At 65.6% G+C, this 26,151-nt stretch carries 25 protein-coding genes; 12 read left to right on the top strand and 13 right to left on the bottom strand.

The features are described 5' to 3' along the window. The first annotated feature begins 31 nt into the window (after nt 1-31). Nucleotides 32-250, top strand: a complete 219-nt coding sequence (locus P0Y43_RS08260; protein ID WP_275636813.1) for a YgdI/YgdR family lipoprotein — start codon at nt 32-34, stop codon at nt 248-250. Nucleotides 251-302: 52 nt separating this feature from the next. Here the strand turns inward: P0Y43_RS08260 and P0Y43_RS08255 are convergent, their stop codons facing one another. The 7 genes from P0Y43_RS08255 to rplM all read right to left on the bottom strand — a co-directional run bounded on the left by P0Y43_RS08255 (nt 303) and on the right by rplM (nt 5,172). After that, nucleotides 303-734 (bottom strand): ClpXP protease specificity-enhancing factor, encoded by a 432-nt coding sequence (locus tag P0Y43_RS08255; RefSeq protein ID WP_275636812.1) that lies wholly within the window; start codon nt 732-734, stop codon nt 303-305. Between the two features lie 10 nt (nt 735-744). Beyond that, nucleotides 745-1,368, bottom strand: coding sequence for a glutathione S-transferase N-terminal domain-containing protein (locus P0Y43_RS08250; RefSeq protein WP_275636811.1), 624 nt, complete (start codon nt 1,366-1,368; stop codon nt 745-747). Between the two features lie 119 nt (nt 1,369-1,487). Beyond that, complete coding sequence (locus P0Y43_RS08245; protein WP_275636810.1) at nt 1,488-2,267, bottom strand: cytochrome c1; 780 nt, start codon at nt 2,265-2,267, stop codon at nt 1,488-1,490. Beyond that, nucleotides 2,267-3,478, bottom strand: a complete 1,212-nt coding sequence (locus P0Y43_RS08240; protein WP_275636851.1) for a cytochrome b — start codon at nt 3,476-3,478, stop codon at nt 2,267-2,269. Before P0Y43_RS08240 ends, P0Y43_RS08245 begins: the two co-directional genes overlap by 1 nt. After that, nucleotides 3,478-4,071 (bottom strand): ubiquinol-cytochrome c reductase iron-sulfur subunit, encoded by a 594-nt coding sequence (gene petA / locus P0Y43_RS08235; protein WP_275636809.1) that lies wholly within the window; start codon nt 4,069-4,071, stop codon nt 3,478-3,480. The genes P0Y43_RS08240 and petA overlap by 1 nt, the downstream gene beginning before the upstream one ends. Nucleotides 4,072-4,336: 265 nt before the next feature. Further along, nucleotides 4,337-4,729: a 30S ribosomal protein S9 gene (gene rpsI, locus P0Y43_RS08230; protein WP_264311679.1), complete on the bottom strand. Its 393-nt coding sequence runs from the start codon at nt 4,727-4,729 to the stop codon at nt 4,337-4,339. 14 nt (nt 4,730-4,743) lie between these two features. Next, the gene (rplM, locus tag P0Y43_RS08225) at nt 4,744-5,172 is read right to left on the bottom strand and encodes a 50S ribosomal protein L13 (RefSeq protein ID WP_029612130.1); all 429 of its coding nucleotides are present in this window, start codon (nt 5,170-5,172) and stop codon (nt 4,744-4,746) included. A 261-nt stretch (nt 5,173-5,433) separates the two neighbouring features. On the opposite strand from rplM, the gene P0Y43_RS08220 reads away from it, so the two are divergent. Together P0Y43_RS08220 and P0Y43_RS08215 are read left to right on the top strand one after the other, a co-directional pair. Continuing rightward, nucleotides 5,434-6,474 (top strand): NADP(H)-dependent aldo-keto reductase, encoded by a 1,041-nt coding sequence (locus P0Y43_RS08220; protein WP_275636808.1) that lies wholly within the window; start codon nt 5,434-5,436, stop codon nt 6,472-6,474. A gap of 261 nt (nt 6,475-6,735) precedes the next feature. Then, on the top strand, nt 6,736-7,632 hold the full coding sequence (locus P0Y43_RS08215) for a GlxA family transcriptional regulator (protein WP_275636850.1): 897 nt from the start codon (nt 6,736-6,738) through the stop codon (nt 7,630-7,632). 46 nt (nt 7,633-7,678) lie between these two features. On the opposite strand, the gene zapE is transcribed toward P0Y43_RS08215, so the two are convergent. From zapE to P0Y43_RS08200, 3 genes are all read right to left on the bottom strand, one after another. Continuing rightward, on the bottom strand, nt 7,679-8,773 hold the full coding sequence (gene zapE, locus P0Y43_RS08210) for a cell division protein ZapE (protein WP_275636807.1): 1,095 nt from the start codon (nt 8,771-8,773) through the stop codon (nt 7,679-7,681). Between the two features lie 106 nt (nt 8,774-8,879). Next, on the bottom strand, nt 8,880-10,229 hold the full coding sequence (locus tag P0Y43_RS08205) for a tryptophan--tRNA ligase (RefSeq protein ID WP_275636806.1): 1,350 nt from the start codon (nt 10,227-10,229) through the stop codon (nt 8,880-8,882). A gap of 25 nt (nt 10,230-10,254) precedes the next feature. Continuing rightward, nucleotides 10,255-10,890, bottom strand: a complete 636-nt coding sequence (locus P0Y43_RS08200) for an alpha/beta hydrolase (RefSeq protein ID WP_275636805.1) — start codon at nt 10,888-10,890, stop codon at nt 10,255-10,257. A gap of 139 nt (nt 10,891-11,029) precedes the next feature. On the opposite strand from P0Y43_RS08200, the gene P0Y43_RS08195 reads away from it, so the two are divergent. After that, nucleotides 11,030-11,467 (top strand): YhcB family protein, encoded by a 438-nt coding sequence (locus P0Y43_RS08195; RefSeq protein ID WP_275636804.1) that lies wholly within the window; start codon nt 11,030-11,032, stop codon nt 11,465-11,467. 137 nt (nt 11,468-11,604) lie between these two features. On the opposite strand, the gene P0Y43_RS08190 is transcribed toward P0Y43_RS08195, so the two are convergent. Beyond that, complete coding sequence (locus P0Y43_RS08190) at nt 11,605-12,528, bottom strand: LysR family transcriptional regulator (protein WP_275636803.1); 924 nt, start codon at nt 12,526-12,528, stop codon at nt 11,605-11,607. 188 nt (nt 12,529-12,716) lie between these two features. Here P0Y43_RS08190 and P0Y43_RS08185 point away from each other — a divergent pair, with 188 nt between their 5' ends. The 7 genes from P0Y43_RS08185 to P0Y43_RS08155 are packed head-to-tail and all read left to right on the top strand — an operon-like array spanning nt 12,717 to nt 22,308. Further along, nucleotides 12,717-14,387 carry a DUF1302 domain-containing protein gene (locus tag P0Y43_RS08185; protein ID WP_275636802.1) on the top strand — a complete coding sequence of 557 codons (1,671 nt, stop codon included), beginning with the start codon at nt 12,717-12,719 and terminating at the stop codon, nt 14,385-14,387. A gap of 38 nt (nt 14,388-14,425) precedes the next feature. Further along, nucleotides 14,426-15,781: a DUF1329 domain-containing protein gene (locus tag P0Y43_RS08180; protein WP_275636801.1), complete on the top strand. Its 1,356-nt coding sequence runs from the start codon at nt 14,426-14,428 to the stop codon at nt 15,779-15,781. Next, nucleotides 15,781-16,848: a WD40/YVTN/BNR-like repeat-containing protein gene (locus P0Y43_RS08175; protein ID WP_275636800.1), complete on the top strand. Its 1,068-nt coding sequence runs from the start codon at nt 15,781-15,783 to the stop codon at nt 16,846-16,848. Before P0Y43_RS08180 ends, P0Y43_RS08175 begins: the two co-directional genes overlap by 1 nt. After that, on the top strand, nt 16,845-19,262 hold the full coding sequence (locus tag P0Y43_RS08170) for an efflux RND transporter permease subunit (RefSeq protein ID WP_275636799.1): 2,418 nt from the start codon (nt 16,845-16,847) through the stop codon (nt 19,260-19,262). The genes P0Y43_RS08175 and P0Y43_RS08170 overlap by 4 nt, the downstream gene beginning before the upstream one ends. 20 nt (nt 19,263-19,282) lie before the next feature. Then, complete coding sequence (locus P0Y43_RS08165; RefSeq protein ID WP_275636798.1) at nt 19,283-20,509, top strand: MFS transporter; 1,227 nt, start codon at nt 19,283-19,285, stop codon at nt 20,507-20,509. A gap of 24 nt (nt 20,510-20,533) precedes the next feature. After that, complete coding sequence (locus P0Y43_RS08160) at nt 20,534-21,526, top strand: fumarylacetoacetate hydrolase family protein (RefSeq protein ID WP_275636797.1); 993 nt, start codon at nt 20,534-20,536, stop codon at nt 21,524-21,526. Next, on the top strand, nt 21,523-22,308 hold the full coding sequence (locus P0Y43_RS08155) for a cyclase family protein (protein ID WP_275636796.1): 786 nt from the start codon (nt 21,523-21,525) through the stop codon (nt 22,306-22,308). Before P0Y43_RS08160 ends, P0Y43_RS08155 begins: the two co-directional genes overlap by 4 nt. A 16-nt stretch (nt 22,309-22,324) precedes the next feature. On the opposite strand, the gene P0Y43_RS08150 is transcribed toward P0Y43_RS08155, so the two are convergent. Next, nucleotides 22,325-23,521: a methionine gamma-lyase gene (locus tag P0Y43_RS08150; protein WP_275636795.1), complete on the bottom strand. Its 1,197-nt coding sequence runs from the start codon at nt 23,519-23,521 to the stop codon at nt 22,325-22,327. Nucleotides 23,522-23,648: 127 nt separating this feature from the next. Here P0Y43_RS08150 and P0Y43_RS08145 point away from each other — a divergent pair, with 127 nt between their 5' ends. Continuing rightward, nucleotides 23,649-24,128: an Lrp/AsnC family transcriptional regulator gene (locus P0Y43_RS08145; RefSeq protein WP_275636794.1), complete on the top strand. Its 480-nt coding sequence runs from the start codon at nt 23,649-23,651 to the stop codon at nt 24,126-24,128. Between the two features lie 117 nt (nt 24,129-24,245). Here the strand turns inward: P0Y43_RS08145 and cysN are convergent, their stop codons facing one another. Further along, nucleotides 24,246-26,147: a sulfate adenylyltransferase subunit CysN gene (gene cysN / locus P0Y43_RS08140; RefSeq protein WP_275636793.1), complete on the bottom strand. Its 1,902-nt coding sequence runs from the start codon at nt 26,145-26,147 to the stop codon at nt 24,246-24,248. Nucleotides 26,148-26,151 lie beyond the last annotated feature (4 nt).

Genomic DNA, 26,151 nt, shown 5'->3' with positions numbered 1-26,151 from the left:
GGCCCACCCCCTTCTCTTTCAGGAATGCCCCATGAAGAAGCACCTGCTGTCCACTCTCGCCCTCGCCGCCTTCGCCACCCTGGCCGGCTGCTCCACCCCGAGCGTGATCACCCTAAACGACGGTCGCGAGCTGCAGACCACCGACACCCCGAAATTCGACCGCAGCTCGGGCTTCTACGAGTTCAAGCAGCTGGACGGCAAGCCGACCCGCATCAACAAGGATCAGGTCCGCACCATCAAGGACCTGTAAGCGCACGAACAGCGCCCACGAAAAAGGCGATCCATTCGGATCGCCTTTTTCGTTACTTGACCACCTTGAGGCTGGGTCGACCGCTGGGTCGTGGTGGCTGACCACCGCCCTCGGGCGGGCCATCGTCATCCGGCTCGACACCCTCCTCCTCCAGTTCGTCACCCTCCATCAGCGGCGGCTCCAGCTCGAAGACCATGCCTTGGCCGTTCTCGCGGGCATAGATGCCGAGGATGGCCCCCGTCGGCACGTACAGCGAATGGGCCACGCCACTGAAGCGCCCCTCGAAGCTCACCGCCTCGTTATCCATGTGCAGGCTGCGCACGGCGCTGGGGGAAATGTTCAGGACGATCTGGCCATCACTGGCGAAGCCCTGGGGAACCTGGACCGCCGGGTACTCGGCGTTGACCAGCATATGGGGGGTGCAATCGTTGTCGACGATCCACTCGTACAGTGCTCTCACCAGATAGGGGCGACTGGAGTTCATCAACGGCTCCTTAAACCTTGCGCATTTCACGTTCAGCAGCAGACAGGCTCGCCTGGAAAGGCTCGCGGGCGAACTGTCGCTCCATGTAGTCCAGCAGCGGCTTGGCCTGCCGCGGCAATTCGATACCCAATACCGGCAAACGCCATAGTATGGGCAGTAGACAGCAATCGACCAGGCTTTGCTCCTCGCTCATGAAGCAAGCGAATTCCTTGAACAGCGGCGAGACCCCCGTGAGGCTCTCGCGCAGGGCCTTGCGCGCCTCGCTGCGGGCCGCCTCGCTGCTGCGCTTGTCGAGCAGTGTGTCGGCCAGGCTGCACCAGTCACGCTGGATACGGTGCATCAGCAGACGGCTGTTGCCGCGCGCCACCGGGTACACCGGCATCAGCGGCGGGTGAGGATAACGTTCCTCGAGGTACTCCATCACCACGGTCGATTCGTACAACGCCAGGTCACGGTCGACCAGGGTTGGCACGCTGCCATAGGGGTTCACTTCAATCAGCTTGGGTGGCAGGCGATCGGCGGCGACGTCGATGATCTGCACACTGACGCCCTTCTCGGCGAGAACAAGGCGTACCCGATGAGAATAATGGTCAGCGGGGTCGGAATAGCAGGCTAACCTGTTGGTCGCGCCCATGTAGCTCCTCCTCGCATGGGGATGCTTGTGAAACTGCAAATGCAAACGCGCCCTGGGCGCCCTGCCGCGATCGCGGTGGGCGCCCAGGGCGCGTTCAACTACCAGAGACTACTGCGTGATCAGTGCACGTCCTTCCAGTATTCGCGCTTGAGCAAATAAGCGAACACGAAGAAGAAAGCCAGGTACAGCAACACGTAGGTACCGATGCGCTGGCTTTCCAGTTTGACCGGGTTGGCCGAATAGGCCAGGAAGGTCACCAGGTTCTTGACCTTCTCGTCGAACTGCTCGGGCGTCAGGGTACCGGATTTCGGCTCGACGGTCAGCTGGTCACAGGCTTCGTGGGTCAGCGGACTGCCGGTCAGGGGGTCGAACTGCTTCTTGCCATCGACCACGGTCTGCACCTGCTTGCAACCGATGACCTGGTTACCCTGCAGGCCGACCAGCACGTTTGGCATGCCCACGTTCGGGAAGACCTTGTTGTTGACCCCGTAAGGACGCGACTTGTCTTCGTAGAAGCTGCGCAGGTAGCTGTACAGCCAGTCGTTGCCGCGCACCCGGGCGACCAGGGTAAGGTCTGGCGGCGCGGCACCGAACCAGACCTTGGCATCGTCCGGCTGCATGCCGATCTTCATGTGGTCACCGATTTTCGCGCCGGTGAACACCAGCTTCTCGAGCATCAGCTCGTGGGGGATCCCCAAGTCGTCGGCGACCCGCTCGTAGCGCTGGAACTTGGCGCCGTGGCAGCCCATGCAATAGTTGGCGAAGGTGCGCGCGCCATCCTGCATGGCGGCCTTGTCGGTAAGGTCGATATCGACCTTGTCCAGCTCCAGACCGTGCTCGGCGGCGAAGGACAAGGCGGGCATCACTGCCAGGAGCATTACTGCAATAAACTTTTTCATCAGCCTGTCACCCTTTCCGGAACCGGTTTGGTCTTTTCCATCCGTGTGTAGAACGGCATCAGAAGGAAGTAGGCGAAGTACAGCACGGTGCAGACCTGCGACAGCAGGGTCCGCCCCGGCGTAGGCGCCAACACGCCAAGCACGCCCAGGATGATGAAGGCCACGCAGAACACCAGCAGGAAGATCTTGCTCAGCCAGCCCTTGTAGCGCATGGAGCGCACCGGGCTGCGGTCGAGCCAGGGCAACACGAACAGCACGGCGATCGCCGCCCCCATGGCAATGACCCCGAGCAGCTTGTCAGGCACCGCACGCAGGATCGCGTAGAACGGTGTGAAGTACCACACCGGGGCGATGTGCTCGGGCGTCTTGAACGCGTTGGCCTGTTCGAAGTTCGGTTTCTCCAGGAAGTAGCCGCCCATTTCCGGGAAGAAGAACACCACCGCACAGAACACGAAAAGGAAGACCACTACCCCGACGATGTCCTTGACGGTGTAGTACGGGTGGAAGGGAATACCGTCCAGCGGCACGCCGTTCTCGTCCTTTTTCTTCTTGATATCTACGCCATCAGGGTTGTTCGACCCCACTTCGTGCAAGGCCAGGATGTGCAGCACCACCAGGCCCAGGATCACGATCGGCAGGGCGATCACGTGCAACGCGAAGAAGCGGTTCAGGGTAATGCCGGAGATCAGGTAGTCACCGCGGATCCACTGGGTGAGGTCATCGCCGATGACCGGGATGGCACCGAACAGCGAAATGATCACCTGGGCGCCCCAGTACGACATCTGGCCCCACGGCAGCAGATAGCCCATGAATGCCTCGGCCATCAGCGCCAGGTAGATCAGCATGCCGAACAACCAGACCAGTTCGCGCGGCTTCTGGTACGAGCCGTAGAGCAGGCCGCGGAACATGTGCAGGTAGACCACGATGAAGAACGCCGAGGCACCGGTGGAGTGCAGGTAGCGCAGGATCCAGCCGTACTCGACGTCACGCATGATGTACTCGACCGAGGCGAAGGCCTCTTCCGCCGAGGGGGTGAAGCTCATGGTCAGCCACACGCCCGTGACGATCTGGTTGACCAGCACCAGCAGCGCCAGGGAGCCGAAGAAATACAGGAAGTTGAAGTTCTTGGGCGCGTAATACTTGCTCAGGTGGTCTTCCCACATCTTGGTGGCGGGGAAGCGAGCATCAATCCAGTCCATGAACTTGCTCATCATGCGTTCTCCTGGTCGACGCCGATGACGATGATCTCGTCCGACTCATACGAGTGCGGAGGCACTGGCAGGTTGAGGGGCGCCGGCTGGGCCTTGTAGACGCGGCCAGCCAGGTCGTAGTGGGAGCCGTGGCAGGGGCAGAAGTAACCCCCGACCCACTTCGGCCCAAGGTCGGCCGGGGCGACTTCCGGGCGGAAGGTCGGCGAGCAGCCCAGGTGGGTGCACAGGCCGACGAGAATGAGCAATTCCGGCTTGATCGAGCGCACCTGCGGGTCGACGTAGGCGGGCTGCACCGATGCCTTGGACTCGGGGTCGGAAAGATCGCCGGTGATTTTCTTCAGGTTATCGAGGATTTCCTGCGTTCGTCGCACGATGAATACGGGTTGGCCGCGCCATTCAGCGACCATCTGCTGACCGGGCTCGACCTTGGCGATATTGACCTTCACCGGTGCCCCGGCGGCTTTCGCCTTGGCACTGGGGAACCATGACCCCACGAACGGTACCGCAGCCCCCACTGCCCCCGCAGCCCCCACCACGGACGTGGCAGCTACGAGGAAGCGGCGCCGGCCTGCGTTGACGCCGTCATTGCTCATTCAGTCCTCTCCCATCAGCTTTCTTCTGGCCTGTTGGATCAGGCATCTACTTAGGTAATGTCTGTGGCACTAAAAATTGGCCGCCATGGTAAGAAACAAATCCACACACTGACAAGGTGATTACCCCCCACCTGGGCTGCAACCCTCGCTTTGCTTGATCTGCGTCTATGCGGCACGTCGCACCCGACATGCTGACAGGTTAGTTCAAGACATAAAAAAAGCCCGGTTCCAAAGGAACCGGGCTTCTTCGACTGCCGAAGCGGTATTAACGCTTGGAGTACTGAGGACGCTTACGCGCTTTACGCAGACCCACTTTCTTACGCTCGACTTCACGAGCGTCGCGGGTGACGTAGCCAGCACGGCGCAGGGCGCCACGCAGGGTTTCGTCGTATTCCATCAGTGCGCGGGTGATACCGTGACGGATCGCACCGGCCTGGCCGCTGACACCACCACCGGCGACGGTGACGTAGATGTCGAACTTCTCGGTGGTCTCGGTCAGCTCGAGCGGCTGACGGACAACCATGCGAGCGGTTTCACGACCGAAGAACACGTCCAGGGAACGGTTGTTGATGGAGATGTTGCCAGTGCCCGGACGCAGGAATACGCGAGCGGTTGCGGTCTTGCGACGGCCAGTGCCGTAATTTTGAGTCGCCGACATAATGAACTATCCCGTTAGATCTTCAGTTCTTGAGGCTGCTGAGCAGTGTGTGGGTGAGCAGCACCCGCGTACACTTTCAGCTTGCGGTACATGTCGCGACCCAGCGGGTTCTTCGGCAGCATGCCTTTGACCGCGGTCTCGATGACACGCTCAGGGGCCTTGTCGATCAGCTTCTCGAAGCTGATTTCCTTGATGCCACCTGGGAAGCCGGAGTGGGAGTAGTACATCTTGTCCGAAGACTTGGCGCCAGTGACACGAACCTGCTCGGCGTTGATGACGACGATGTAGTCGCCGGTGTCAACGTGAGGGGTGTACTCTGCTTTGTGCTTGCCACGCAGGCGACGAGCGATTTCGGTGGCCAGACGACCCAGGGTCTGACCAGCGGCGTCAACTACGTACCAGTCGCGCTTTACTGTTTCCGGTTTAGCAGTAAAAGTTTTCATTCTCTAAAGCCTCAGAGGCCGCCCAGCGAAAAATAGACGGCGAATCTTACTGGATAGTGCACAACTTGCCAAGGGCAAGCGCGCAGCCTCGCATTGGGCGCTAAGTGGGGGCTCGGGTCGGCGCGACCAATGTTCGACAAGGGTTCCTCCTGCAGGGCGGTGCATCACTTCCGCCATACGGAGAGGGGCAGGATTATCCAGATTGCGCAAAGAATTTCAACCTGCTTTTATGGGCTTCTTTGTCAGCAGGAAGCCTTTCAGATGGAATACCGCAAGCTCGGCCGTACCGACCTCGACGTCAGCGCCCTGTGCCTGGGCACCATGACCTGGGGTGAGCAGAACACCCAGGACGAGGCCTTCGAGCAGATCGCCCTGGCCAAGGCCAGCGGCATCAACTTCATCGACACTGCCGAGATGTACCCGGTGCCGCCGCGCCCGGAGACCTACGCGGCCACCGAACGCATCATCGGCAACTGGTTCGCCGCCAACGGCGACCGTGACGACTGGGTCCTGGCCAGCAAGGTCGCCGGCCCCGGCAACGGCATCAGCCACATCCGCGACGGCCAGCTCAAGCACAACCGCCAGCACATCGTCGCGGCGCTGGACGAAAGCCTCAAGCGCTTGCAGACCGACCGCATCGACCTGTACCAACTGCACTGGCCCGAGCGCAGCACCAACTTCTTCGGCAAGCTTGGCTACCAGCACCTGCCCCACGACCTGTTCACCCCGCTGGAGGAAACCCTCGAGGTGCTCGACGAGCAGGTGCGCGCCGGCAAGATCCGCCACATCGGCCTGTCCAACGAAACGCCGTGGGGCACCATGAAGTTCCTGCAACTGGCCGAAAGCCGTGGCTGGCCGCGCGCGGTGTCGATCCAGAACCCCTACAACCTGCTCAACCGCAGCTTCGAGGTGGGCCTGGCGGAAGTCGCCATCCGCGAGCAATGCGGCCTGCTGGCCTATTCGCCGCTGGCCTTCGGCATGCTCTCGGGCAAATACGAGAACGGCGCCCGCCCGGCGACCGCGCGCCTGACCCTGTTCAGCCGCTTCGCCCGCTACTCCAACCCGCAGACCGTGGCCGCCTGCAGCCGCTACGTGACCCTCGCCCGCGAGCACGGCCTGGACCCGGCGCAGATGGCCCTGGCGTTCGTCACCCGCCAACCGTTCGTGACCAGCAACATCATCGGTGCAACCGATCTCGAGCAGTTGCGCAGCAACCTGGCGAGCATCGAACTGCAACTGGGCGATGAACTGCTGGCGGCGATCGAGGCGATTCACCAGGGACAGCCAAACCCGGCGCCGTGAGCGACGTTCGGCGGTGAGTGCATCGCAGGGCAATGCGCCGCTCCTGAGCGGGCTTGCCCCGCGATGAACCCACCGCTGCCAGCTGGGGTAGACACAATCGCCAAAAAATAAGACGATCCAGCCGGTAATTGACCTTTCTACCTTATAAGAACAATGACAATGATGTTTACCCAACCCTCCGCGTCGTTGCGGCGCGTCAGCATCCTGGCCATCGACAAGGTGTTCGCCTCGACCCTGATGCAGGCCAAGGATTTCTTCCACCTGGCCAGCCTGCGCTACAGCAAGCAGCTGGGCCTGGGCCTGCAACCGATGTTCGAAATCCACCTGGTCAGCCCCGACGGCCAGCCGGTGGACAGCTTCAGCGACGTGCAGTTGCCGGTCGACGGTGGCCTGGAAGAGGCCGACGTGATCATTCTCCCGGCGTTCTGGGACGACTTCGACAACCTCCTGCAACGCTACCCACAGGTCTTGCCGTGGTTGCGCGAGCAGCATGCGCGCGGAGCGGTGCTGTGCGGCGAGGCCAGCGGGGTGTTCTGGCTGGCCGAGTCAGGCCTGCTCGACGGCAAGGAGGCGACCACCTACTGGCGCTTCTTCAACAGCTTCGCCGAGCGCTTCCCCAAGGTGCGCCTGAACCAGGACAAGCACCTGACCGATGCCGACAACCTGTATTGCGCCGGCGGCACCACCTCGGCCTGCGACCTGTACATCTACCTGATCGAGCGTTTCTGCGGGGCCAACGTGGCTCGCGCGGTGGCCCGCGACATCCTCTACGAGGTGCAACGCAACTACACCCCGGGGCGCATGGGCTTTGGCGGGCAGAAGCTGCACCAGGACCTGATCATCCTGCAGATCCAGCACTGGCTGGAGGAGCACTTCGCCGACAAGTTCCGTTTCGAGGACGTGGCGCGCAACCACGGGATGAGCATCCGCAACTTCATGCGCCGCTTCCAGAGCGCGACCGGGGACAAGCCACTGCACTACCTGCAACGGCTGCGCATCGAGACGGCCAAGGGCCTGCTCTCGAGCACCCGCAAGAGCATCAAGACCATCAGCTATGAGGTGGGCTACGACGACGCGAGCTTCTTCGCGCGGCTATTCCGCCAACACACCGAGCTGTCGCCGAACCAGTATCGCCAGCAGTTCATGCAGGAAGCCTGAAGCGCCCGGGGCCGTTGCGCGGCCCCAGGACGTCATGGACCATCGACTACGGCTTGTGGGCGCGAGCCAGGAACTCGTGGGACTGCATCTCCAGCAACCGGCTCAGGGTACGCTGGAACTCGAAGCTCAGACGGCCACCGGTGTACAGGTCCTTCAACTCCACTTCGGCCGAGATGATCAGCTTGACGTTGCGGTCGTAGAACTCGTCGACCATGTTGATGAACCGCCGGGCGATGTCATCGGTGGTCACGCCCATCTGCTCGACATTGCTCAGCAGCACCGCATGGAAGATCTTGCCCAGCTCGATGTAGTCGTTCTGGCTGCGCGGCCCGTCGCACAGGGCGCGGAAGTCGAACCAGGCGACGTCGTCACAGGTGCGCAGGGCGTGGATCTCGCGGTTCTCGATGATCAGCACATCATTCTCGACCGCCTGGGTGCACTCGGGGGTCAGGGCGCGGAAGCTCTGGCGCAGGCTCTCGTGGGCCGCGGCGTCGAGCGGGTAGTGGAACAGCTCGGCCTGCTCCAGGTGGCGCAGGCGGTAGTCGACGCCGCTGTCGACGTTCACCACGTCGGTGTACTGCTTGATCATGGCGATAGCCGGCAGGAAGCGCGCGCGTTGCAGGCCATCCTTGTACAGGCCGTCGGGCACGATGTTGGAGGTCGCCACCAGCGACACACCGTTCTTGAACAGCTCTTCCATCAGCGTGCCGAGGATCATCGCATCGGTGATGTCGGAGACGAAGAACTCGTCGAAGCAGATCACCTTGGCTTCCTGGGAGAAGCGCTTGGCGATGATGGTCAGCGGGTTCTTCTCGCCCTTGAGGGTCTTCATCTCTTCGTGCACACGCTTCATGAAGCGGTGGAAGTGCGTGCGCATCTTTTCCTTGAACGGCAGCGCCTCGAAGAAGGTGTCCACCAGGTAGGTCTTGCCCCGGCCTACCCCGCCCCAGAAATACAGGCCCTTGACCGGGGTCTGTTCCTTCTTGCCGAACAGCTTGCCGAACACGCCCGGCTTGCTGTTCTGCGCGGCGACCAGATCGTCGTACAGGCGCTGCAAGTGACGCACCGCCGTTTCCTGCGCCGCGTCATGGAAGAAGTCTGGGCGTTTGAGATCTGCTTGATATCGTTCTAGGGGCGTCATGATTCGTTAGCAAGGCAACAAAAAACGGGCCGTCACTGTAGCGACCGGCCCGCATAATGGCAATGATACATACGGCCAGCGCACTGGCCGTCATGGGTGGATCGGTTCAGTCCTGTTGCGGCTCCAGCGCCACGCGCAGGCTCTGGATCGCCGCGTCACGGGCCGCCTCGTCGGCGAACTGCGGGCCTTCGGCGACCTGCTCGCCGGCCAGCCACAGGCTGAAGCCCAGGCCCTCGACGCGCACGTCGGCATCGCCGCCCTGCTGCAACTGCTTGCTCACCGCGCCAGCGCTCTTGCCATCGGCGAAGCTGCGCGACAGCAGCAGTTGCTCGCCATCGGCGGCCAGCAGGCGGAAGCGGAAGCTGCCGTCGTCGTCACGGAAGCTGACGAAGCGCGCGCTCTTGGCGGCCTTCTTCTTTGCCTCGGTGCCGGTCTGCACCAGGTTGCGGAACGAACGCAGGCCCACCGCCTCGCGCAGTTGCTCGAGGAACGGAGAGGCGGTCTTGCGCGCCTTGGCGGCGCCGGCCAGGAGGATATCCTCGAGATCCGCCGGGCGCGCGATCAACTGGTGATAACGCTCGCGAGCCTCGCCCAGTTGGCCGTCGAGCAACTGGAACAGGCGCTGCTTGGCCTCGCCCCAGCCCAGGCCCTGCAGCAGCTCTTCGCGGAACTCCGCCGATTGCGCCGGGGTGGCGAAGGCCTGGAACAGGGTGAACAGGTGCGAGTTGTCGGCATCCTTCGGCTCGCCTGGCGCGCGCGAGTCGGTGACGATGCGCGAGATGGCGTCCTTCATGTCCTTGGCGCTGGTGAACAGCGGGATGGTGTTGTCGTAGCTCTTGGACATCTTGCGACCGTCCAGGCCCGGCAGGGTCGCCACGCTTTCCTCGATCAACGCCTCGGGCAGGACGAAGAACTCCTTGCCCTGGCCGAACAGGTGGTTGAAGCGCTGGCCGATGTCGCGGGCCATTTCCACGTGCTGGATCTGGTCACGGCCGACCGGCACCTTGTGGGCGTTGAACATCAGGATGTCGGCGGCCATCAGCACCGGGTAGCTGTACAGGCCCATGGTCACGCCAGCGTCCGGGTCTTCGCCGTTCTCCAGGTTCTTGTCCACCGAGGCCTTGTAGGCGTGGGCGCGGTTGAGCAGGCCCTTGGCGCTGACGCAGGTCAGCAGCCAGGTGAGTTCGGGGATCTCGGGAATGTCGGACTGGCGGTAGAAAGTCACCTTGTCCGGGTCCAGGCCGCCGGCCAGCCAGGTGGCGGCGATTTCCAGGCGCGAGCGCTGGATGCGCAGCGGGTCGTCGCACTTGATCAGGGCGTGGTAGTCGGCCAGGAAGTAGAACGAGTCGGCACCGGGCTGCTGGCTGGCGAGAATCGCCGGGCGGATGGCGCCGGCGTAGTTGCCCAGGTGCGGGGTGCCGGTGGTGGTGATACCGGTGAGGATGCGCGTAGTCATGGGTTATCGCTTGATCAGGCTTGGCTCAGTTCGAAAGACGCGGCAGCAGCAGATCCTTCAGATCGGTCAGCTTGCCATGGAAGAAGTGTCCGCATTCTGCCACTTTCAGCAGCTCATGGGGGCGCGACAGGTCTGCGGACCAGTCGTAGACCAACGCTGGGGCCACCACCTCGTCGCTGTCGGGCTGCACCACGGTCAGGGCGCAGCGCTCGGGCAGCGGGAAGTCGGCGGTCAGGCGCATCACCGCCGGGGCGATCATGAACAGCTGCCGCAGCTCCACCCCGGCGGCCTCCAGACGGCCGGCGAGGCTGGCAGCGACGAAGCCACCGAACGAGAAGCCCATCAGCACCAACGGCAGCTCCGGGTGCCTGGCCCGCAGCCAGGCCGCGGCGGCCTCGGCATCGGCCACTTCGCCGGCGCCCATGTCGTGGGCGCCGGCGCTCTGGCCGACGCCGCGGTAGTTGAAGCGCAAGGTGATGTAGCCGGCGTCACGGGCGGTGCGTTGCAGGGTCGAGACCACCTTGTTGAGCATGGTGCCGCCCTGGACCGGGTTGGGGTGGCAGATCAGCACCGCGCCGCGGGCCTCGGCCACGTCCAGGTACAAGGCTTCCAGTTGGCCGGCGGGGCCATCGATGAACAAGGGGGTTTCACGCATGAGCAAGGTACAACTCCGTGACCTCGGAAGGGGTCGACTCGTCTAGCTGAGGAATTCTGTTCTGAGATATTTGCGATTGCTCGCGGTATACAGCGCAGGTCTGAGCCGTTAACGTAAAGCAAAGCCGTTTAGAGAGGAAGGACTCGTGGAACACTCGCTCCTTGTTTGGTTGCTGCCGACCCTGGCCCTGGTCGTGGGCGTCGTCGTCGGTTTCGCGCTGGCCCGCCTGCTGCCCAACGCTGCGCCAAGCAGCACGCAACGCCAGCTGGACGACATCCAGCAGCGTTTCGACAACTACCAGAATGAAGTGGTGACCCACTTCAACAGCACGGCGGCGCTGGTCAAGAAACTGACCCAGAGCTACCAGGACGTCCAGGACCACCTGGCCGATGGCGCCAATCGCCTGGCCCTGGACGAGCTGACCCGCCAGCGCCTGCTGGCCTCGCTGCATTCGGAAGCGGCGCAGGGGCCACGTGACCGCCTGACCCCGCCGAAGGACACCGCCGAGGTGCCGCGCGACTATGCGCCGAAGGCGCCGAACTCGCCGGGCATGCTCGACGAGAGCTACGGGTTGAAGCGTTGAGGCGCTGAAACCGACGAAGGCCGCGCAAGCGGCCTTTTTTGTGTCTGTCAGGAACGCGGCGGCCTCATCGCGGCGCAGGCCCGCTTGTACAGGGTCACCGCCGCCCCGCGACAGGGCCCGCCAGAACACCCAATGCCCTACTGGCGCCCGCCCCCCAACGCCTCCCCCGCCACCTCCTGCAACCTCCCGCGCATCCAGCGATGCGCCGGGTCGCTGTCCAGCACCTTGTTCCACAACGCGAACTCACGCAGCAACGGCAGCTCGAACGGCAACGGCAACACCTTCAGCGGCAGGAACCCCGCATACAACGTCGCCAGGCTGCGCTGCATCACCGCCACCCGGTGCGTGCCCACCAGCAGGTGCGGCACCGTGTTGAAACTGCTCGAGGTCAGCTCCACCCGCCGCGCCGTGCCATACCGGCGCAACATCTTCTCGCCGAAACTCGGCTCGCGGTTGCTGCCGAAGTTGGTCGCCACGTGCCCCAGCCCCAGGTACTCCTCCAGCGTCAGGCTATCGCCCACCAGCGGGTTGTCGCGCCACACCACGCACTGATAGTCGTCCTCGAACAGCAATTCCTTGGCATGCAGCTCCGACAGGTAGAGGTCGGGCATGATCGCGAAATCCACCTCGCCCTGGGTCAGCAACTGCTCGTAGTTGTCCGCCGCCGGCTGGATGTCCAGGGTGATGTGCGGGGCCACGCGCTGCAGGTGGCGGGTCAGCGGGCCGATGATCACCGTGGTGACGAAGTCGGTGGCGATGATCTTGAAATGCCGCTTGCAGGTCAGCGGGTCGAAGTCCGGCTTGTTGACGATGCTCGACTGGATGTCCAGCAACACCCGCCGCACCGGTTCGGCCAGGCCCTGCGCCAGCGGGGTGGGCAGCATGCGCCGCCCCACCTGCACCAGCAACGCATCGTCGAAATACTCACGCAGCCGCCCCAGCAGGCCGCTGGCCGCCGACTGGCTGACGTTCAGCCGCTCCGCCGCGCGGGTGATGTTTTGCTCGGTGAGCATCGTGTCGAGCACCACCAGCAGGTTCAGGTCCAGGTGATGAAAACGCATCGCTCAGGCTCCAGGAAGGCTCCACATGGCCACGGCGCGTTGTATCACTTTTTATGGATGGTTGGCATCCCGATAATCGATTGTTCGAATTGTTGGCGCGTTCCTATGATCGAAACCAGAGCTGCAAGGGAGCGCGGTTCTGGCAAAGACCTTTCACGACAAAAATAACAAGTCAGAGGTTGGCATCGATGAAACGCACCAGTACCGGTGGCGCCTGCGCGCGTCGCCAATGGGCAGCCCTGGCCGCCGTGGCTACCCTCACGACCCTGCCGGGCGCCTACGCCTTCGAGATCGACACCGGTGATTCCGACCTGCGCCTGCGCTGGGACAACACCGTCAAGTACAACGCCGCCTGGCGCCTGAAGGACCGCGACAGCAAGCTGACCAGCGCGGTGAACCAGGACGACAGCGACCGCAACTTCGACAAGGGCCTGATCTCCAACCGCCTGAACCTGCTGTCGGAGTTCGACGCCCGCTACCAGAACTTCGGCGCCCGGGTCAGCGCCGCCGGCTGGTACGACACCGTCTACCAGGGCAACAACGACAACGACTCCGCCGCCACCGCCAACCAGCGCTCGGTGGCCAACGACCGCTTCACCGACGACACCCGTGGCCTGCACGGCGGCAAGGCGGAGATCCTCGACGCCTTCATGTTCGGCAAGGGCAACCTCGGCGAACTGCCCAGCAGCTTCCGCCTGGGCCGGCACACCGTGCTGTGGGGCGAGAGCCTGTTCTTCGGCGCCAACGGCATCGCCGGCGGCCAGGCGCCGGTGGACATCATCAAGGCCACCTCGGTGCCCGGCACGCCGTTCAAGGAGCTGATCCGCCCGGTCAACCAGTTCTCCGGGCAGATCCAACTGCGCCCCAACCTGTCGCTGGCGGCCTACTACCAGTTCGAATGGGAAGAGAACCGCATCCCCGCCGTGGGCAGCTACTTCTCCACCTCCGATGTGGTCGGCGAAGGCGGCGAGCGGCTGATCGTCGGCGGCCCGATCGGCCCCAACCGCCAGCCCCTGGCGTTCTTGCGCGGCAAGGACATCAAGCCCGGCGACAAAGGCCAGTACGGCCTGTCGCTGCGCTTCTCGCCGGAAGACTGGAACACCGACTTCGGCCTCTACGCGATCCGCTACCACGCCAAGGACCCGATGCTCTACACCCGCGCCAACGCCGGCGGGCCGAACCCGCTCACCGGGCAGCTCGGCGACTACCAACTGGTGTACGCCGAAGGCATCAGCGCCTTTGGCGCCAGCTTCAGCACCTCGGTGGGCGATGCCAACGTCGCCGGTGAAGTGTCGGTGCGGCGCAACACCCCACTGGTCAGCGTGTCCCAGGCCAACCCATTAGGCCTGGGCGACAACGACGGCCACCCGCTGTACGCCGTGGGCAACTCGCTGCACGCCCAGCTCTCGACCCTGTATGCGTTCAACGGCAACGGTTTCTGGGATTCGGCGAGCCTGGCCGGCGAAGTCGCCTGGCACCGGCGCACCAGCATCACCAAGAACCCCGAGGCACTGGACCCGAACAGCGAACGCGACGCCTGGGGCCTGCGCATGACCTTCACGCCGAACTTCTTCCAGGTCTACCCCGGCGTCGACCTCAGCGTGCCGCTGGGCCTTGGCTACAACCCCAAGGGCCGCTCCTCGGTGATCAGCAAGTTCAACAACGGCGTCGGTGACAACGGCGGTGACGTCAGCATCGGCGTGCAGCTGGAATACCTGCAAACCTGGAAGGCCGGCCTCAACTACACGCGCTACATCGGCGGCAGCGACAACTTCCTCGATGCGCGCAACGCCAATACCTACGGCCAACCCCTCAAGGACCGCGACTTCATCGCCTTCACCGTGCAGCGATCGTTCTGAAGCCTGTGCCACGACAACAATAAACGAGGTACTTCACCATGAAACTCGCCCCTCTCTCCGCCACCTTGCTGGCGGGCTTGCTGGCGCTCGCCCCGACGTCCCGGGCGGCCAGCGACAGCGAGGCCCAGCAACTCAAGGGCAGCCTCACGCCGCTGGGCGCCGAGCGCGCCGGCAACGCCGACGGCAGCATCCCGGCCTGGGACCAGGGCCTGGCCAAGGTGCCGGCCGGCTTCACCCCCGGGCCGCGCATCCCCGACTACTTCGCCAGCGACAAGCCGCTGTACTCGGTGACCGCGCAAAACCTGGCGCAGTACGCCGACAAGCTCAGCGACGGGCAGAAGGCGATGTTCGCCAAGTACCCCAGCTACCGCATCGACGTGTACCCCACCCGGCGCACCGCCGCCGCGCCGCAGTGGGTCTACGACAACACCTTGAAGAATGCCACCGCCGCGCACCTGGGCAACCAGGGCCAGACGGTCGAGGGCGCCAGCGGCGGCATCCCGTTCCCGATCCCGAAATCCGGCGCCGAGGTGATCTGGAACCACCACCTGAGCTGGCGCGGGGTGGCCTGGAAGAACGACTACAACGTCTACGTGATCACCGCCAACGGCCAGCGCATCCTGTCCAGCACCGTGCAGGCCCTGCGCGAGATGCCCTACTACTTCGACAGCGCCAAGTCCGAATACAAGGGCGTGTACTGGATGACCCGGTTGATCAACCTCGGCCCACCCCAGCGCGCCGGCGAGGCGCTGCTGGGCCGCGAGCCGCTGGACTACGCCAACGGCGGCCCGCAGTCGTGGGTGTACCTGGCCGGCCAGCGCCGCGTGCGCAAGCTGCCGGTGTCGTCCTACGACACGCCGACGCCAACCAGCTCGGGCGTGGCCAACTTCGACGAGGTCTCGGTGTTCACCGGCCCCCTGGACCGCTATGACTGGAAAATCGTCGGCAAGCGGGAAATGCTCATCCCCTACAACAGCAACAAGATCCTGCAACCGGCCAAGGACGACGCCATCCTCGGCGAACGCTTCCTCAACCCCGACCACATGCGCTGGGAGCTGCACCGGGTGTGGGTGATCGAGGGCAACCTGGTGGCCGGCAAGCGCCACAGCATGCCCAAGCGCCGCCTGTACGTGGACGAGGACACCTGGATGGCCATGCTCGGCGACAGTTGGGACGCCAACGGCCAACTGTGGCGCACCTACTTCCAGCTACCCTACGTGATGCCCGAGCTGCCCGGCGTGGTGCGCGGCCTGTACGGCCAGTACGACCTGCAGACCGGTGCCTGGATGGCGCACAACGTGGTCACCGAGAAACGCGTGCACAACGAACTGGTCAAGCCGTTCCCGGACAGCGACTTCAGCCCCGATGGCCTGGCCGCCGAGGGTGTGCGCTGATGAACCGTGGCCTTCCCTGGCTGGCCCTGGGCCTGCTGGCCGTGGCGCTCGCCGCCCCGGCCAGCGAGGCCCCGGTGGCCGACGCCCTGCGCCGCCCGGCACTCACGGTCAGCGCGCCGACCCGCGCGGTGCTGATCGACGTCACCCGCGCGGGTGAGCGCCTGGTGGCGGTCGGCGAGCAGGGCTTGATCCTGCTTTCCGACGACAACGGCCGCAGCTGGCGCCAGGCGCCCTCGCCGACCAGCGTCAGCCTGACTGCGGTGGACTTCCCCACGGCCCAGCAGGGCTGGGCCGTGGGCCATGCCGGCGTGGTGCTGCACAGCAACGACGGCGGCGCCAGCTGGGCCGTGCAGTTGGACGGCCAGGCCGTCGCCGAGCGCGAGTTGCAAGCCGCCAGCGCGGCCAATGACGACTCGCCCGCGGCCCAGCGCCGGCTCAAGGCGGCCCGTGCCCTGGTCGCCGAGGGCGCCGACAAGCCCTGGCTGGCGCTGTATTTCGCCAATGCGCGCGAAGGCACCCTGGTCGGCGCCTTCGGCCTGGTGCTGCACACCGAGAATGGCGGCGCCACCTGGCAGTCCTGGATGGGCCGCCTGGACAACCCAGCGGGCAACCACCTGTACGCCATCACCGGCCAGGGCCAGCAGCTGTACATCGCTGGCGAGCAAGGCACGTTGTGGGGTTCGGACGACGGCGGCGCGCACTTGCGCCGCCTGCCCAGCCCTTACGAGGGCAGCTTCTTCAGCGCCGCCCTCGAACCCGACGGCACCCTGCTGGCCGCCGGGCTCAAGGGCAACGCCTGGCGCAGCCGCGACCAGGGCCAGCACTGGCAGGCGCTGGGCAACGACTACGCCAGCAGCATCGTCGCCGCGCGCCCGGCCTGGAACGACGGCGTGATGCTGCTCGACCAGGGCGGTCGCCTGCTGCAAGCCAACGAACAGGGCGCCCTGCGCCCGCAAGGCCGCCCGCTCGGCAACCTCCCCGCCGCGCTGGCCCAGGCCGCCGATGGCCGCTGGGTGGCGGTAGGCGCCCGTGGCATCGAACGTGTAGAACAGGTAACCGCGCCATGACCCACCTGCCGCTTCCCCCCGACCCGCTGCCCGGCGCCGCCCAGAGCCTGGACAGCTTCGACCGCGCCTCCGGCTCGCTGATCGAGCGCGCGCTGTTCAACCACCGCGCCCTGGTGCTGTGGCTGTGCCTGCTGCTGACCGTCGGCCTGGGCCTGGCCAGCAGCCACCTGCAACTGAACGCCAGCTTCGAGAAAATGATCCCCACCGGGCACCCGTACATCGCCAACTACCAGGCCAACCGCCAGGAACTCACCGGCCTGGGCAACGCCGTGCGCATCGCTGTCGAGGCGCCCGGCGAAAGCATCTACGATGCCCGCTACCTCGACCTGTTGGCTCGCCTGAACGACAAGGTGTTCCTGCTGCCCGGCGTCGACCGGCCGTTCATGAAGTCGCTGTGGACGCCGAACATGCGCTGGATGGCCGTGACCGAGGAAGGCGTCGAGGGCGGTCGGGTGATCCCCGACGACTACGACGGCTCGCCCGCCAGCCTGGAAACGGTCAAGCGCAACGCCCTGCGCTCCGGCGAGGTCGGCCAGACCATCGCCGTGAACGGCCGCTCCAGCCTGATCTTCGTGCCGCTGATGGACACCGACGCCAACGGCAAGCCGCTGGACTACAGCGCCTTGGCGCAGCAATTGGAGCAACTGCGCGGCGAATTCCAGGCCCAGGGCCTGACCCTTCACATCACCGGCTTCGTCAAGCTGGTCGGCGACCTGATCGACGGCCTGCGCCAGATGCTGCTGTTCTTCGCGGTGGCCATCGTCATCGCCACGCTGATGCTCTACGCCTTCACCCGCTGCCTGCGCAGCACCCTGCTGGTGATGGCCTGCTCGCTGGTGGCGGTGGTCTGGCAGTTGGGCCTGGTGGCGCTGCTGGGCTTCGAGCTGGACCCGTATTCGGTGCTGGTGCCGTTCCTGGTGCTGGCCATCGGCATGAGCCATGGCGCGCAGAAGATGAACGGCATCCTCCAGGACATCGGCCGCGGCATGCACCGCCAGGTGGCGGCGCGCTTCACTTTCCGCCGCCTGTTCCTGGCCGGGCTCACCGCCCTGCTGTGCGACGCGGTGGGCTTCGGCGTGCTGATGATGATCGACATCAAGGTGATCCAGGACCTGGCGCTGATCGCCAGCCTGGGGGTGGCCGTGCTGGTGTTCAGCAACCTGATCCTGCTGCCGATCCTGCTCAGCTACTGCGGCGTCAGCCCCCGTGCCGCGCAGCGCAGCCTGCGCAGCGAGCAAGCCGCCGAACGTGGCCAGGGCCCGCGGCTGTGGGCGGTGCTCAACCGCTTCACCGAGCGCCGCTGGGCGCTGCCGACGGTGCTCGCCAGCCTGGCCCTGGGCGGCCTGGGCTACTGGGCCAGCCTGCACCTACAAGTCGGCGACCTCGACGTCGGCGCGCCGGAGCTGCGCGCCGACTCGCGCTACAACCGCGACAACGCCTTCATGGTCGCCCACTACGGCGCCAGCAGCGACGTGTTCGCGGTGATCGTGCGCACCCCCGACGGCACCTGCTCGGACTACGCCGCGCTGATGCGCCTGGACGCCCTGGAATGGCGCCTGCGCCAGTTGCCGGGGGTGGAATCCACCGCCTCGCTGGCCAGCCTGAACCGCAGCCTGCTGGTGGGCATGAGCGAGGGCAACCCGAAGTGGGCCGACCTCACCCGCAACCAGGCGCTGCTCAACTCCATTACCGGTCGCGCCCCGCGCGAGCTGTTCAACCAAAGCTGCAATACCCTGACCTTGTACGCCTACCTCAGCGACCACAAGGCCGTGACCCTGACCCGCCTGGTCAACGAGGTGGAGGCCTTCGCCGCCGCCAACAACGACGACAGCGCGCGCTTCCTGCTGGCGGCCGGCAACGCCGGGATCGAGGCCGCCACCAACATCGTGGTGCGCCAGGCCAACCACGACATGCTGTTCTGGGTGTATGGCGCGGTGATCCTGCTGTGCCTGGTGACCTTCCGCTCGATCGCCGCGGTGGTGTGCGTGATCCTGCCGCTGGTGCTCACCTCGATCCTCTGCGAGGCGCTGATGGTCTGGCTGGGGATCGGCGTGAAGGTCGCCACCCTGCCGGTGATCGCGCTGGGCGTGGGCATCGGCGTGGACTACGCGCTGTACGTGATGAGCATGCTGCTGGCGCGGCGCCGGGAAGGCGCGTCGCTGGCCGACGCCTACCACCATGCCCTGCTGTTCACCGGCAAGGTGGTGATGCTGACCGGCGTGACCCTGGCGGTGGGCGTGGCGACCTGGGGCCTGTCGGCCATCAAGTTCCAGGCCGACATGGGCATCCTGCTGGCGTTCATGTTCCTGCTGAACATGGTCGGCGCCCTGGTGCTGCTGCCGGCCCTGGCGCACTTCCTGCTGCCGGACCGCCCGCCCGCGAACCACGGCCTGCCCGCGAACATTCGACAATAACAACAGGACACACCGACACCATGAACGCTTCAGCCCAACCCCCACGCCGGCTCGCCACCGCCCTGCTGCTGCTGTTCGGCAGCTGCCTGCCGATCCTCGGCGCCGTGCTGATCGCCCCGGTGCTGCCACGCATCGCCGGGCACTTCGCCGCCAGCCCCAACGTCGGCGTGCTGGTGCCGATCGTGCTGACCCTGCCGGCGCTGATGATCGCCCTGTTCTCGCCACTGGCCGGCGCGCTGTCCGACCGCATCGGGCGCAAGCGCCTGCTGGTGCTGGCGATGGCGCTCTACGGTATCTGCGGCCCGCTGCCGCTGGTGCTGGACGACCTGGGCGCGATCCTGCTCAGCCGCGCCGGCCTGGGCCTGGCCGAGGCGGCGATCATGACCTGCTGCACGGCGCTGATCGGCGATCATTTCGAAGGCCGCCAACGCTTGCAACTGCTGTCGTGGCAAACCATCGTCACCTCGCTGTCGGCCACCGCCTTCTTCATGCTCGGCGGCACCATCGGTGAACTGGGCTGGCGCGCGCCGTTCGCGGTGTACGTGGTCGGCCTGCTGTTCGCCCCGCTGATGCAACTGGCGCTCGGCGCACCGCTGCACACCCAGGTCGCGGCCAACGCTCAGGAGAGCGCCAGCGGCCAGCCGTTCCCCTGGCGTTCGCTGTCGGTGATCTGCGCGATGACCGTGCTGACCTCGCTGGGCTTCTTCATCGTGCCGGTGCAGACCGGCTTCCTGCTCGAGCACATCGGCATCGATTCGCCGCAGCGCATCGGCATGGCCATTGGCCTGGGCCACAGTGCGGTGTTCCTCGGCGCCCTGTGCTTCCGCCGCCTGGTGCGCTTCGGCCCGGGCCTGCTGCTGGCGGTGGCGTTCGTCATCTCCGGCATCGGCATCCTGCTGCTGGCCGGCGCACGCGACTACGACACCGCCGTGATCGCCGTGGTGATCAACGGCCTGGGCGGCGGCCTGGCGCTGCCAACGGTGCTGAGCTGGGCGCTGTCGCGGCTGAGCTTCGAGCATCGCGGCAAGGGCACCGGCCTGTTCAACGCCGGCTTCTTCGGCGGCCAGTTCGCCAGCCCGCTGCTGGTGGTGCTGCTGACCAGCCTCGGTGGCGGCCGGGTCGATGCCGTGCTGCTGGTGGGCTGGGGTCTGCTGCTGACCGCGTTCCTCGCCCTGCTCGCCCCGCGCCTGGCCGGCATGCGCCTGTTCGAACCGCTGCAAGTGGCCGACGACGTCGCCCTGCACTGACTGAACCTCACCCAAGGAAGCCCGATGAAACTCGCAACCTTCAAGAACGGCCAACGTGACGGCCTGCTGCTGGTGGTCGCGCGCGACCAGCGCCACGCGGTGCTCGCCGAGCCTTACGCCACGCTGCAACAGGCCCTGGAGCACTGGGCCGAGGCGGAGCCGGTGCTGCGCGCCCAGTACCAGGCGCTGAACGCCAACGACGCCCAGGGGCGCTTCGCCTTCGACCCCGCCCAAGTCGCCGCGCCCCTGCCGCGCGCCTACCAGTGGTGCGATGGCTCGGCGTTCCTCAACCACGCCCACCTGATGCAGCAGGCGTTCAAGCTGCCGCCGCTGGCCAACGAGGCGATCCCGCTGATGTACCAGGGCGCCGGCGACGATTTCCTCGGCCCCTGCGACGACGTGCCCCTGCCCGACGAAAGCCACGGCATCGACTTCGAGGGCGAGTTCGCGGTGATCGTCGGCGAGGTGCCGATGGGCTGCCCGGCCAGCGAGGCCTTGCAGCACGTGCGCCTGGTGATGCTGGTCAACGACGTCAGCCTGCGCGGCTTCCTGCAGCACGAAGTGAGCACCGGTTTCGGCTTCTTCAATGCCAAGCCCTCATCGAGCTTCTCGCCCCTGGCGGTGACGCCCGAGGCGCTGGGCGACGCCTGGCGCGACGGGCGGGTGTGCCTGCCGCTGCGCGTCACCTGGAACGAGCAGCGCTTCGGCCAGCCCAATGGCGCCGAAATGACCTTCAGCTTCGCCGACCTGATCGCCCACGCCGCCCGTACCCGTCGCCTGCGCGCCGGCACCATCATCGGCTCCGGCACGGTCTCCAACCTCGCCCGTGGCGCAGGCTCGGCGTGCATCTCCGAGCGCCGGGCGATCGAGATGATCGAGCACGGCGAAGCACGCACCGCGTTCATGCGCTTCGGCGACCGCATTCGCATCGAGGCCCTCGACGCCCAGGGCGACAGCGTGTTCGGCGCCATCGACCAACGCATCGTCGCCGCCACCGCGCAAGGAGCCCGCCCATGAGCCTGCGCCAACGGCGTTTCGTCGACCTTTCGGTGACCCTGGACAACAACCCCTACACCGACCCACCGATGCTGCTGCCGAAGATCGACTACATGGACCACCAGGGCGGCGCGCCGGAATTGCTGGCGATGTTCCCGGGCCTGTCCCTCGACGACCTGCCCGGCCAGGAGGCCTGGGCCGCCGAGCGCCTGCAGGTGACCACCCACGCCGGCACGCACATGGACGCGCCGTGGCACTATGCCTCGACCACCGACGGCGGCAAGCCGGCCTACGGCATCGATGAACTGCCCCTGGAGTGGTGCCTGCGCCCGGGGGTGAAGCTGGATTTTCGCCACCTGCCCGACGGCGACGTGGTCAGCGCCCGCCAGGTGGAGGCGGAGCTGGCGCGCATCGGCCATGACCTGCAACCGCTGGACATCGTGCTGGTGAACACCCGCGCCGGCGCGCTGTTCGGCCAGCCGGGCTACCTCGACGCGGGCGTCGGCATCGGCCGCGAGGCCACGCTGTACCTGCTGGAGCGTGGGGTGCGCGTGGTGGGCACTGATGCCTGGAGTTGGGACGCGCCGTTCAGCCACACCCGCGCGCGCTTCGCCGCCAGCGGCGACAGTTCGATCATCTGGGAAGGGCACAAGGCTGGGCGGGATATCGGCTATGGGCAGATGGAGAAGCTCGCCAACCTGGAGAGCCTGCCGGCGCATGGGTTCGAGGTGGCGTGCTTCCCGTACAAGATCAAGCGCGCATCGGCGGGGTTCGTGCGGGCGGTGGCGATCTTCGAGGCATGAGCGGGGCCTGCGCGACTCAGGCACAGGCCGCCAACGCCTGCGCCACATCCGCCAGCAGGTCATCGACATCCTCCAGCCCCACCGACAACCGCACCAACCCCTCGGAAATCCCATGCTGCGCCCGCTCCTCGGGCGTATAGCTCGAATGAGTCATGCTCGCCGGGTGTTGCGCCAGCGACTCGGCATCCCCCAGGCTCACCGCCCGGCTGAACAGCTGCAAGGCATTCATGAAGCGCCGCCCGGCCTGGATGCCGCCCTTGAGCTCGAAGGCGATCATGCCGCCGGGCAAACGCATCTGCCGTTGCGCCAATGCGTACTGCGGGAACGACGGCAACCCTGGGTAGTGAATGACCTCCACCTGCGCCTGGCGCGCCAGGTACTGCGCCACCTGCTGGGCATTGGCGCAGTGCCGGTCCATGCGCAGCGCCAGGGTCTTGATGCCGCGCATCAGCAGCGACGCATCGTGCGGCGAAAGCACCGCGCCGGTCATGTCCTTCAGCCCTTCCAGGCGAATGCGCTCGACCAACGCCTTGCGCCCGACCACCAACCCCGCCGTGATATCGCCATGGCCACTCAGGTACTTGGTCGCCGAATGCACCACCAGGTCGGCGCCCAGCTCCAGCGGGCGTTGCAGGTAGGGGGTGCAGTAGGTGTTGTCGACCACGATGTGCAGGTCGTGCCCACGGGCCACACCGGCCACGGCGGCGATGTCGACCAGGTGCATGTTGGGGTTGGCCGGGCTTTCGAAGTAGATCATCCGGGTCTTCTTGCCGATCGCCGCCTTGAGCGCCGCCAGGTCGTTGAGGTCGACGTGGCGCACTTTCACACCGAACTCGCCGATGCCGTGGTGCAGGTAGGCGAAGGTGCAGCCGTACAGGGTGTCGCCGACGATCAGCTCATCGCCTGGGCGTAGTAGGGTCCACAGTGTCGAGGTGATCGCACCCATGCCCGAGGCCAGGGCCAACCCCGCCTCACCGCCTTCCAGCGCGGCCATGCGTTGCTCCAGCAGGGCCAGGGTCGGGTTGGAGATGCGGCTGTAGAAGTGCCCTCCCGCCTCCCCGGCGAAACACGCGGCACCGTACTCGACCGTGGGGAAGGCGTAGGTGGCGGTCTGGTACACCGGCGGCACCAGCGCCCCGCCATGGGACTGCGGGTCGTAGCCGTGGTGGATGGCCCGGGTGGAAAAACCGGTCTTGTCGTTGGCGCCACGCATGACAACAGCCTCCTTGTTGTTTGTTCTAAGCTTATGCCTGAGCGCGCCTGAATTTTTTCCAAATTGACCCAGGTTCTGGCGCCGTTTTGGAACAAAAACAACAACGCCACCTGCCAAAGGGCAAACCATGCCAACGCCCCTCGACCGTACCGACCGCGCCCTGCTTGCCGCCCTGCAGGACAATGCCCGCCTGACCGTCGCCGAACTCGCCGACCAGGTCGCCCTGACCACCTCGCCGTGCTGGCGGCGGGTGAAATTGCTGGAGGAAGGCGGCTACATCACCGGCTACCAGGCCACCCTTTCACCGAAGTCGCTGGGGTTCGGCGTGACGGCGTTCGTCAGCATCATGATGGAGTCGCACAACAAGGACGCGGCGCGGGCGTTCGAGCAGCGGCTGATGGAGATTCCCGAGATCGTCGCCTGTCACAACATCTCCGGGCGCTATGACTTCCTGCTGGAGATCTTGGCGCGCGACCTGGAGTCGTTCGGCGAGTTCGCCCGCGAGGTGCTGCAAACATTGCCAGGGGTGAAGGAGATCTATTCGAGTTTTTCGTACAAGGCGGTCAAGGAGCGGCGGGTGATTCCGGTGGGGGAGAAGCATATCTAGGTGGCGATGCGTAAGCATTCCAAGCCATCGCGGGGCAAGCCCGCGATGGGCCGCACAGCGGCCCCGGCAAAAAAGAAAAACCCCGCCGAAGCGGGGCTTTTCATCGCGCGTTAAAGGTCAGATCGCGCCACGCTGACGCAGCACATCCAGCACCTGCTTCACACCTTCATCGACGCTGACCGACTGGGTATCGATCACCAGGTCCGCATCCAGCGGCACGTCATATGGGAAGCTCTCGCCCGGGATGTTGTCGCCACCGGCGGCATACAGGCCCTGCGGGTCACGCTCGCGGCAAGCCAGTGGCGAAGCCTGGACGTACACCGTGACCAGGCGCTCCTTGCCGATCAGCGCCTTGGCCTGTTCGCGGCCTTCGGCATCCGGGGCGACGAAGGCCGCCAGGGTCAGCAGGCCGGCTTCGTTGAACTGGCGCGCCACATGGGCGGCGCGACGCCAGTTCTCGGTGCGACCGGCGCGGTCCTGGGGCAGGCCCTTGTTCAGGTCGTGGCGCAGGTTCTGGCCATCGAGCACGTACACCGCACGGCCCATGTCGAACAGCTTGCGCTCCACGGCATAGGCCAGGGTGCTCTTGCCCGCGCCCGACAGGCCGCTGAACAGCACGGTGGCCGGCTGCTGGCCGAAGCGCAGGGCGCGCTCCTCGGTGGACACATGGGCCAGCTTGCCATGCTGGCCAGTCCCGCCGTGCGGCAGCACCGGCGGGGCGATGATCATGCCGGCGCCGACGGTGCCGTTGGTCAGGCGGTCGATGACGATGAACGCACCGGTGGTGCGGTTGCTGTCATAGCCGTCCAGGGCGATGGCGGCGTCCAGGGCGACCTTGACGCGACCGATCTCGTTCAGTTGCAGCGCGCTGGCGGCGCCCTGCTCCAGGGTGTTCACATCGACCTTGTGGGTGATGCTGGCGATCGAGCCCGGCACGTAGCTGGTGGCGCGCTTGATGTCGTATTTCTTGCCCGGGAGCATCGGCTCCTCGGCCATCCACACCAGCATGGCGTCGAACTGGTCGGCGACCTGCGGAACGTTGTCGGCATGCACCAGCAGGTCGCCACGCGAGATGTCGATCTCGTCCTCCATGGTCAGGGTCACCGCCTGGCCGGGGCCGGCGTTTTCCAGCTCGCCCTCATAGGTGACGATCGACTTGACCCGGCTGCTCTTGCCCGAAGGCAGCACCACGACCTCATCGCCCTTGTGCACCACGCCGCTGGCGATAGTGCCGGCGAAGCCGCGGAAGTTCAGGTTCGGGCGGTTGACGTACTGCACCGGGAAGCGCAGGTCGGTGAAGTTGCGGTCGCCGGCCACTTCCACGGTTTCGAGGATTTCCATCAACGCCGGGCCCGTGTACCACGGTGAACGCTCGCTGCGGTTGACCACGTTGTCGCCCTTGAGCGCCGACATGGGCACGAAGTGCAGGCTCGACGGCTTGAGGTCGATGGCATCGGCGAACTTCAGGTAGTCGGCCTTGATCGACTCGAAGACCTGCTCGTCGAAGCCCTTGAGGTCCATCTTGTTGACCGCGACGACGATGTGCTTGATGCCCAGCAGCGAGGCGATGTAGCTGTGCCGGCGGGTCTGGGTCTGCACGCCGTAGCGGGCGTCGACCAGGATGATCGCCAGGTCGCAGGTCGAGGCGCCGGTGGCCATGTTGCGGGTGTACTGCTCGTGGCCCGGGGTGTCGGCGATGATGAACTTGCGCTTGGCGGTGGAGAAATAGCGGTAGGCGACATCGATGGTGATGCCCTGCTCGCGCTCGGCCTGCAGGCCGTCGACCAGCAGCGCCAGGTCGACTTCCTCGCCGGTGGTGCCGACCTTTTTCGAGTCGCGGGTGATGGCCTCGAGGTGGTCCTCGTAGATCATCTTCGAGTCGTGCAGCAGGCGCCCGATCAGGGTGCTCTTGCCGTCATCCACGTTGCCGCAGGTGAGGAAACGCAGCAGTTCTTTGCGCTCGTGCTGAGCCAGATAAGCGAGGATGTCTTCGCTGATCAAATCGGATTGGTGCGACATGGAG

This window comes from Pseudomonas entomophila (assembly GCF_029193575.1).
In the GTDB taxonomy this organism is placed as follows: Bacteria; Pseudomonadota; Gammaproteobacteria; order Pseudomonadales; family Pseudomonadaceae; genus Aquipseudomonas; species Aquipseudomonas entomophila_G.
The sequence above is the reverse complement of the archived record's forward strand: the minus strand, read 5'-3'. Positions and strand labels throughout refer to the sequence as shown.

Bases quoted from the DNA above. Each gene is read 5' to 3' on its own strand.
- P0Y43_RS08260 (WP_275636813.1), top strand. From the start codon at position 32: ATGAAGAAGCACCTGCTGTCCACTCTCGCCCTCGCCGCCTTCGCCACC.
- P0Y43_RS08255 (WP_275636812.1), bottom strand. From the start codon at position 734: ATGAACTCCAGTCGCCCCTATCTGGTGAGAGCACTGTACGAGTGGATC.
- P0Y43_RS08250 (WP_275636811.1), bottom strand. From the start codon at position 1,368: ATGGGCGCGACCAACAGGTTAGCCTGCTATTCCGACCCCGCTGACCAT.
- P0Y43_RS08245 (WP_275636810.1), bottom strand. From the start codon at position 2,267: ATGAAAAAGTTTATTGCAGTAATGCTCCTGGCAGTGATGCCCGCCTTG.
- P0Y43_RS08240 (WP_275636851.1), bottom strand. From the start codon at position 3,478: ATGAGCAAGTTCATGGACTGGATTGATGCTCGCTTCCCCGCCACCAAG.
- petA (WP_275636809.1), bottom strand. From the start codon at position 4,071: ATGAGCAATGACGGCGTCAACGCAGGCCGGCGCCGCTTCCTCGTAGCT.
- rpsI (WP_264311679.1), bottom strand. From the start codon at position 4,729: ATGTCGGCGACTCAAAATTACGGCACTGGCCGTCGCAAGACCGCAACC.
- rplM (WP_029612130.1), bottom strand. From the start codon at position 5,172: ATGAAAACTTTTACTGCTAAACCGGAAACAGTAAAGCGCGACTGGTAC.
- P0Y43_RS08220 (WP_275636808.1), top strand. From the start codon at position 5,434: ATGGAATACCGCAAGCTCGGCCGTACCGACCTCGACGTCAGCGCCCTG.
- zapE (WP_275636807.1), bottom strand. From the start codon at position 8,773: ATGACGCCCCTAGAACGATATCAAGCAGATCTCAAACGCCCAGACTTC.
- P0Y43_RS08205 (WP_275636806.1), bottom strand. From the start codon at position 10,229: ATGACTACGCGCATCCTCACCGGTATCACCACCACCGGCACCCCGCAC.
- P0Y43_RS08190 (WP_275636803.1), bottom strand. From the start codon at position 12,528: ATGCGTTTTCATCACCTGGACCTGAACCTGCTGGTGGTGCTCGACACG.
- P0Y43_RS08185 (WP_275636802.1), top strand. From the start codon at position 12,717: ATGAAACGCACCAGTACCGGTGGCGCCTGCGCGCGTCGCCAATGGGCA.
- P0Y43_RS08180 (WP_275636801.1), top strand. From the start codon at position 14,426: ATGAAACTCGCCCCTCTCTCCGCCACCTTGCTGGCGGGCTTGCTGGCG.
- P0Y43_RS08175 (WP_275636800.1), top strand. From the start codon at position 15,781: ATGAACCGTGGCCTTCCCTGGCTGGCCCTGGGCCTGCTGGCCGTGGCG.
- P0Y43_RS08170 (WP_275636799.1), top strand. From the start codon at position 16,845: ATGACCCACCTGCCGCTTCCCCCCGACCCGCTGCCCGGCGCCGCCCAG.
- P0Y43_RS08165 (WP_275636798.1), top strand. From the start codon at position 19,283: ATGAACGCTTCAGCCCAACCCCCACGCCGGCTCGCCACCGCCCTGCTG.
- P0Y43_RS08160 (WP_275636797.1), top strand. From the start codon at position 20,534: ATGAAACTCGCAACCTTCAAGAACGGCCAACGTGACGGCCTGCTGCTG.
- P0Y43_RS08155 (WP_275636796.1), top strand. From the start codon at position 21,523: ATGAGCCTGCGCCAACGGCGTTTCGTCGACCTTTCGGTGACCCTGGAC.
- P0Y43_RS08150 (WP_275636795.1), bottom strand. From the start codon at position 23,521: ATGCGTGGCGCCAACGACAAGACCGGTTTTTCCACCCGGGCCATCCAC.
- P0Y43_RS08145 (WP_275636794.1), top strand. From the start codon at position 23,649: ATGCCAACGCCCCTCGACCGTACCGACCGCGCCCTGCTTGCCGCCCTG.
- cysN (WP_275636793.1), bottom strand. From the start codon at position 26,147: ATGTCGCACCAATCCGATTTGATCAGCGAAGACATCCTCGCTTATCTG.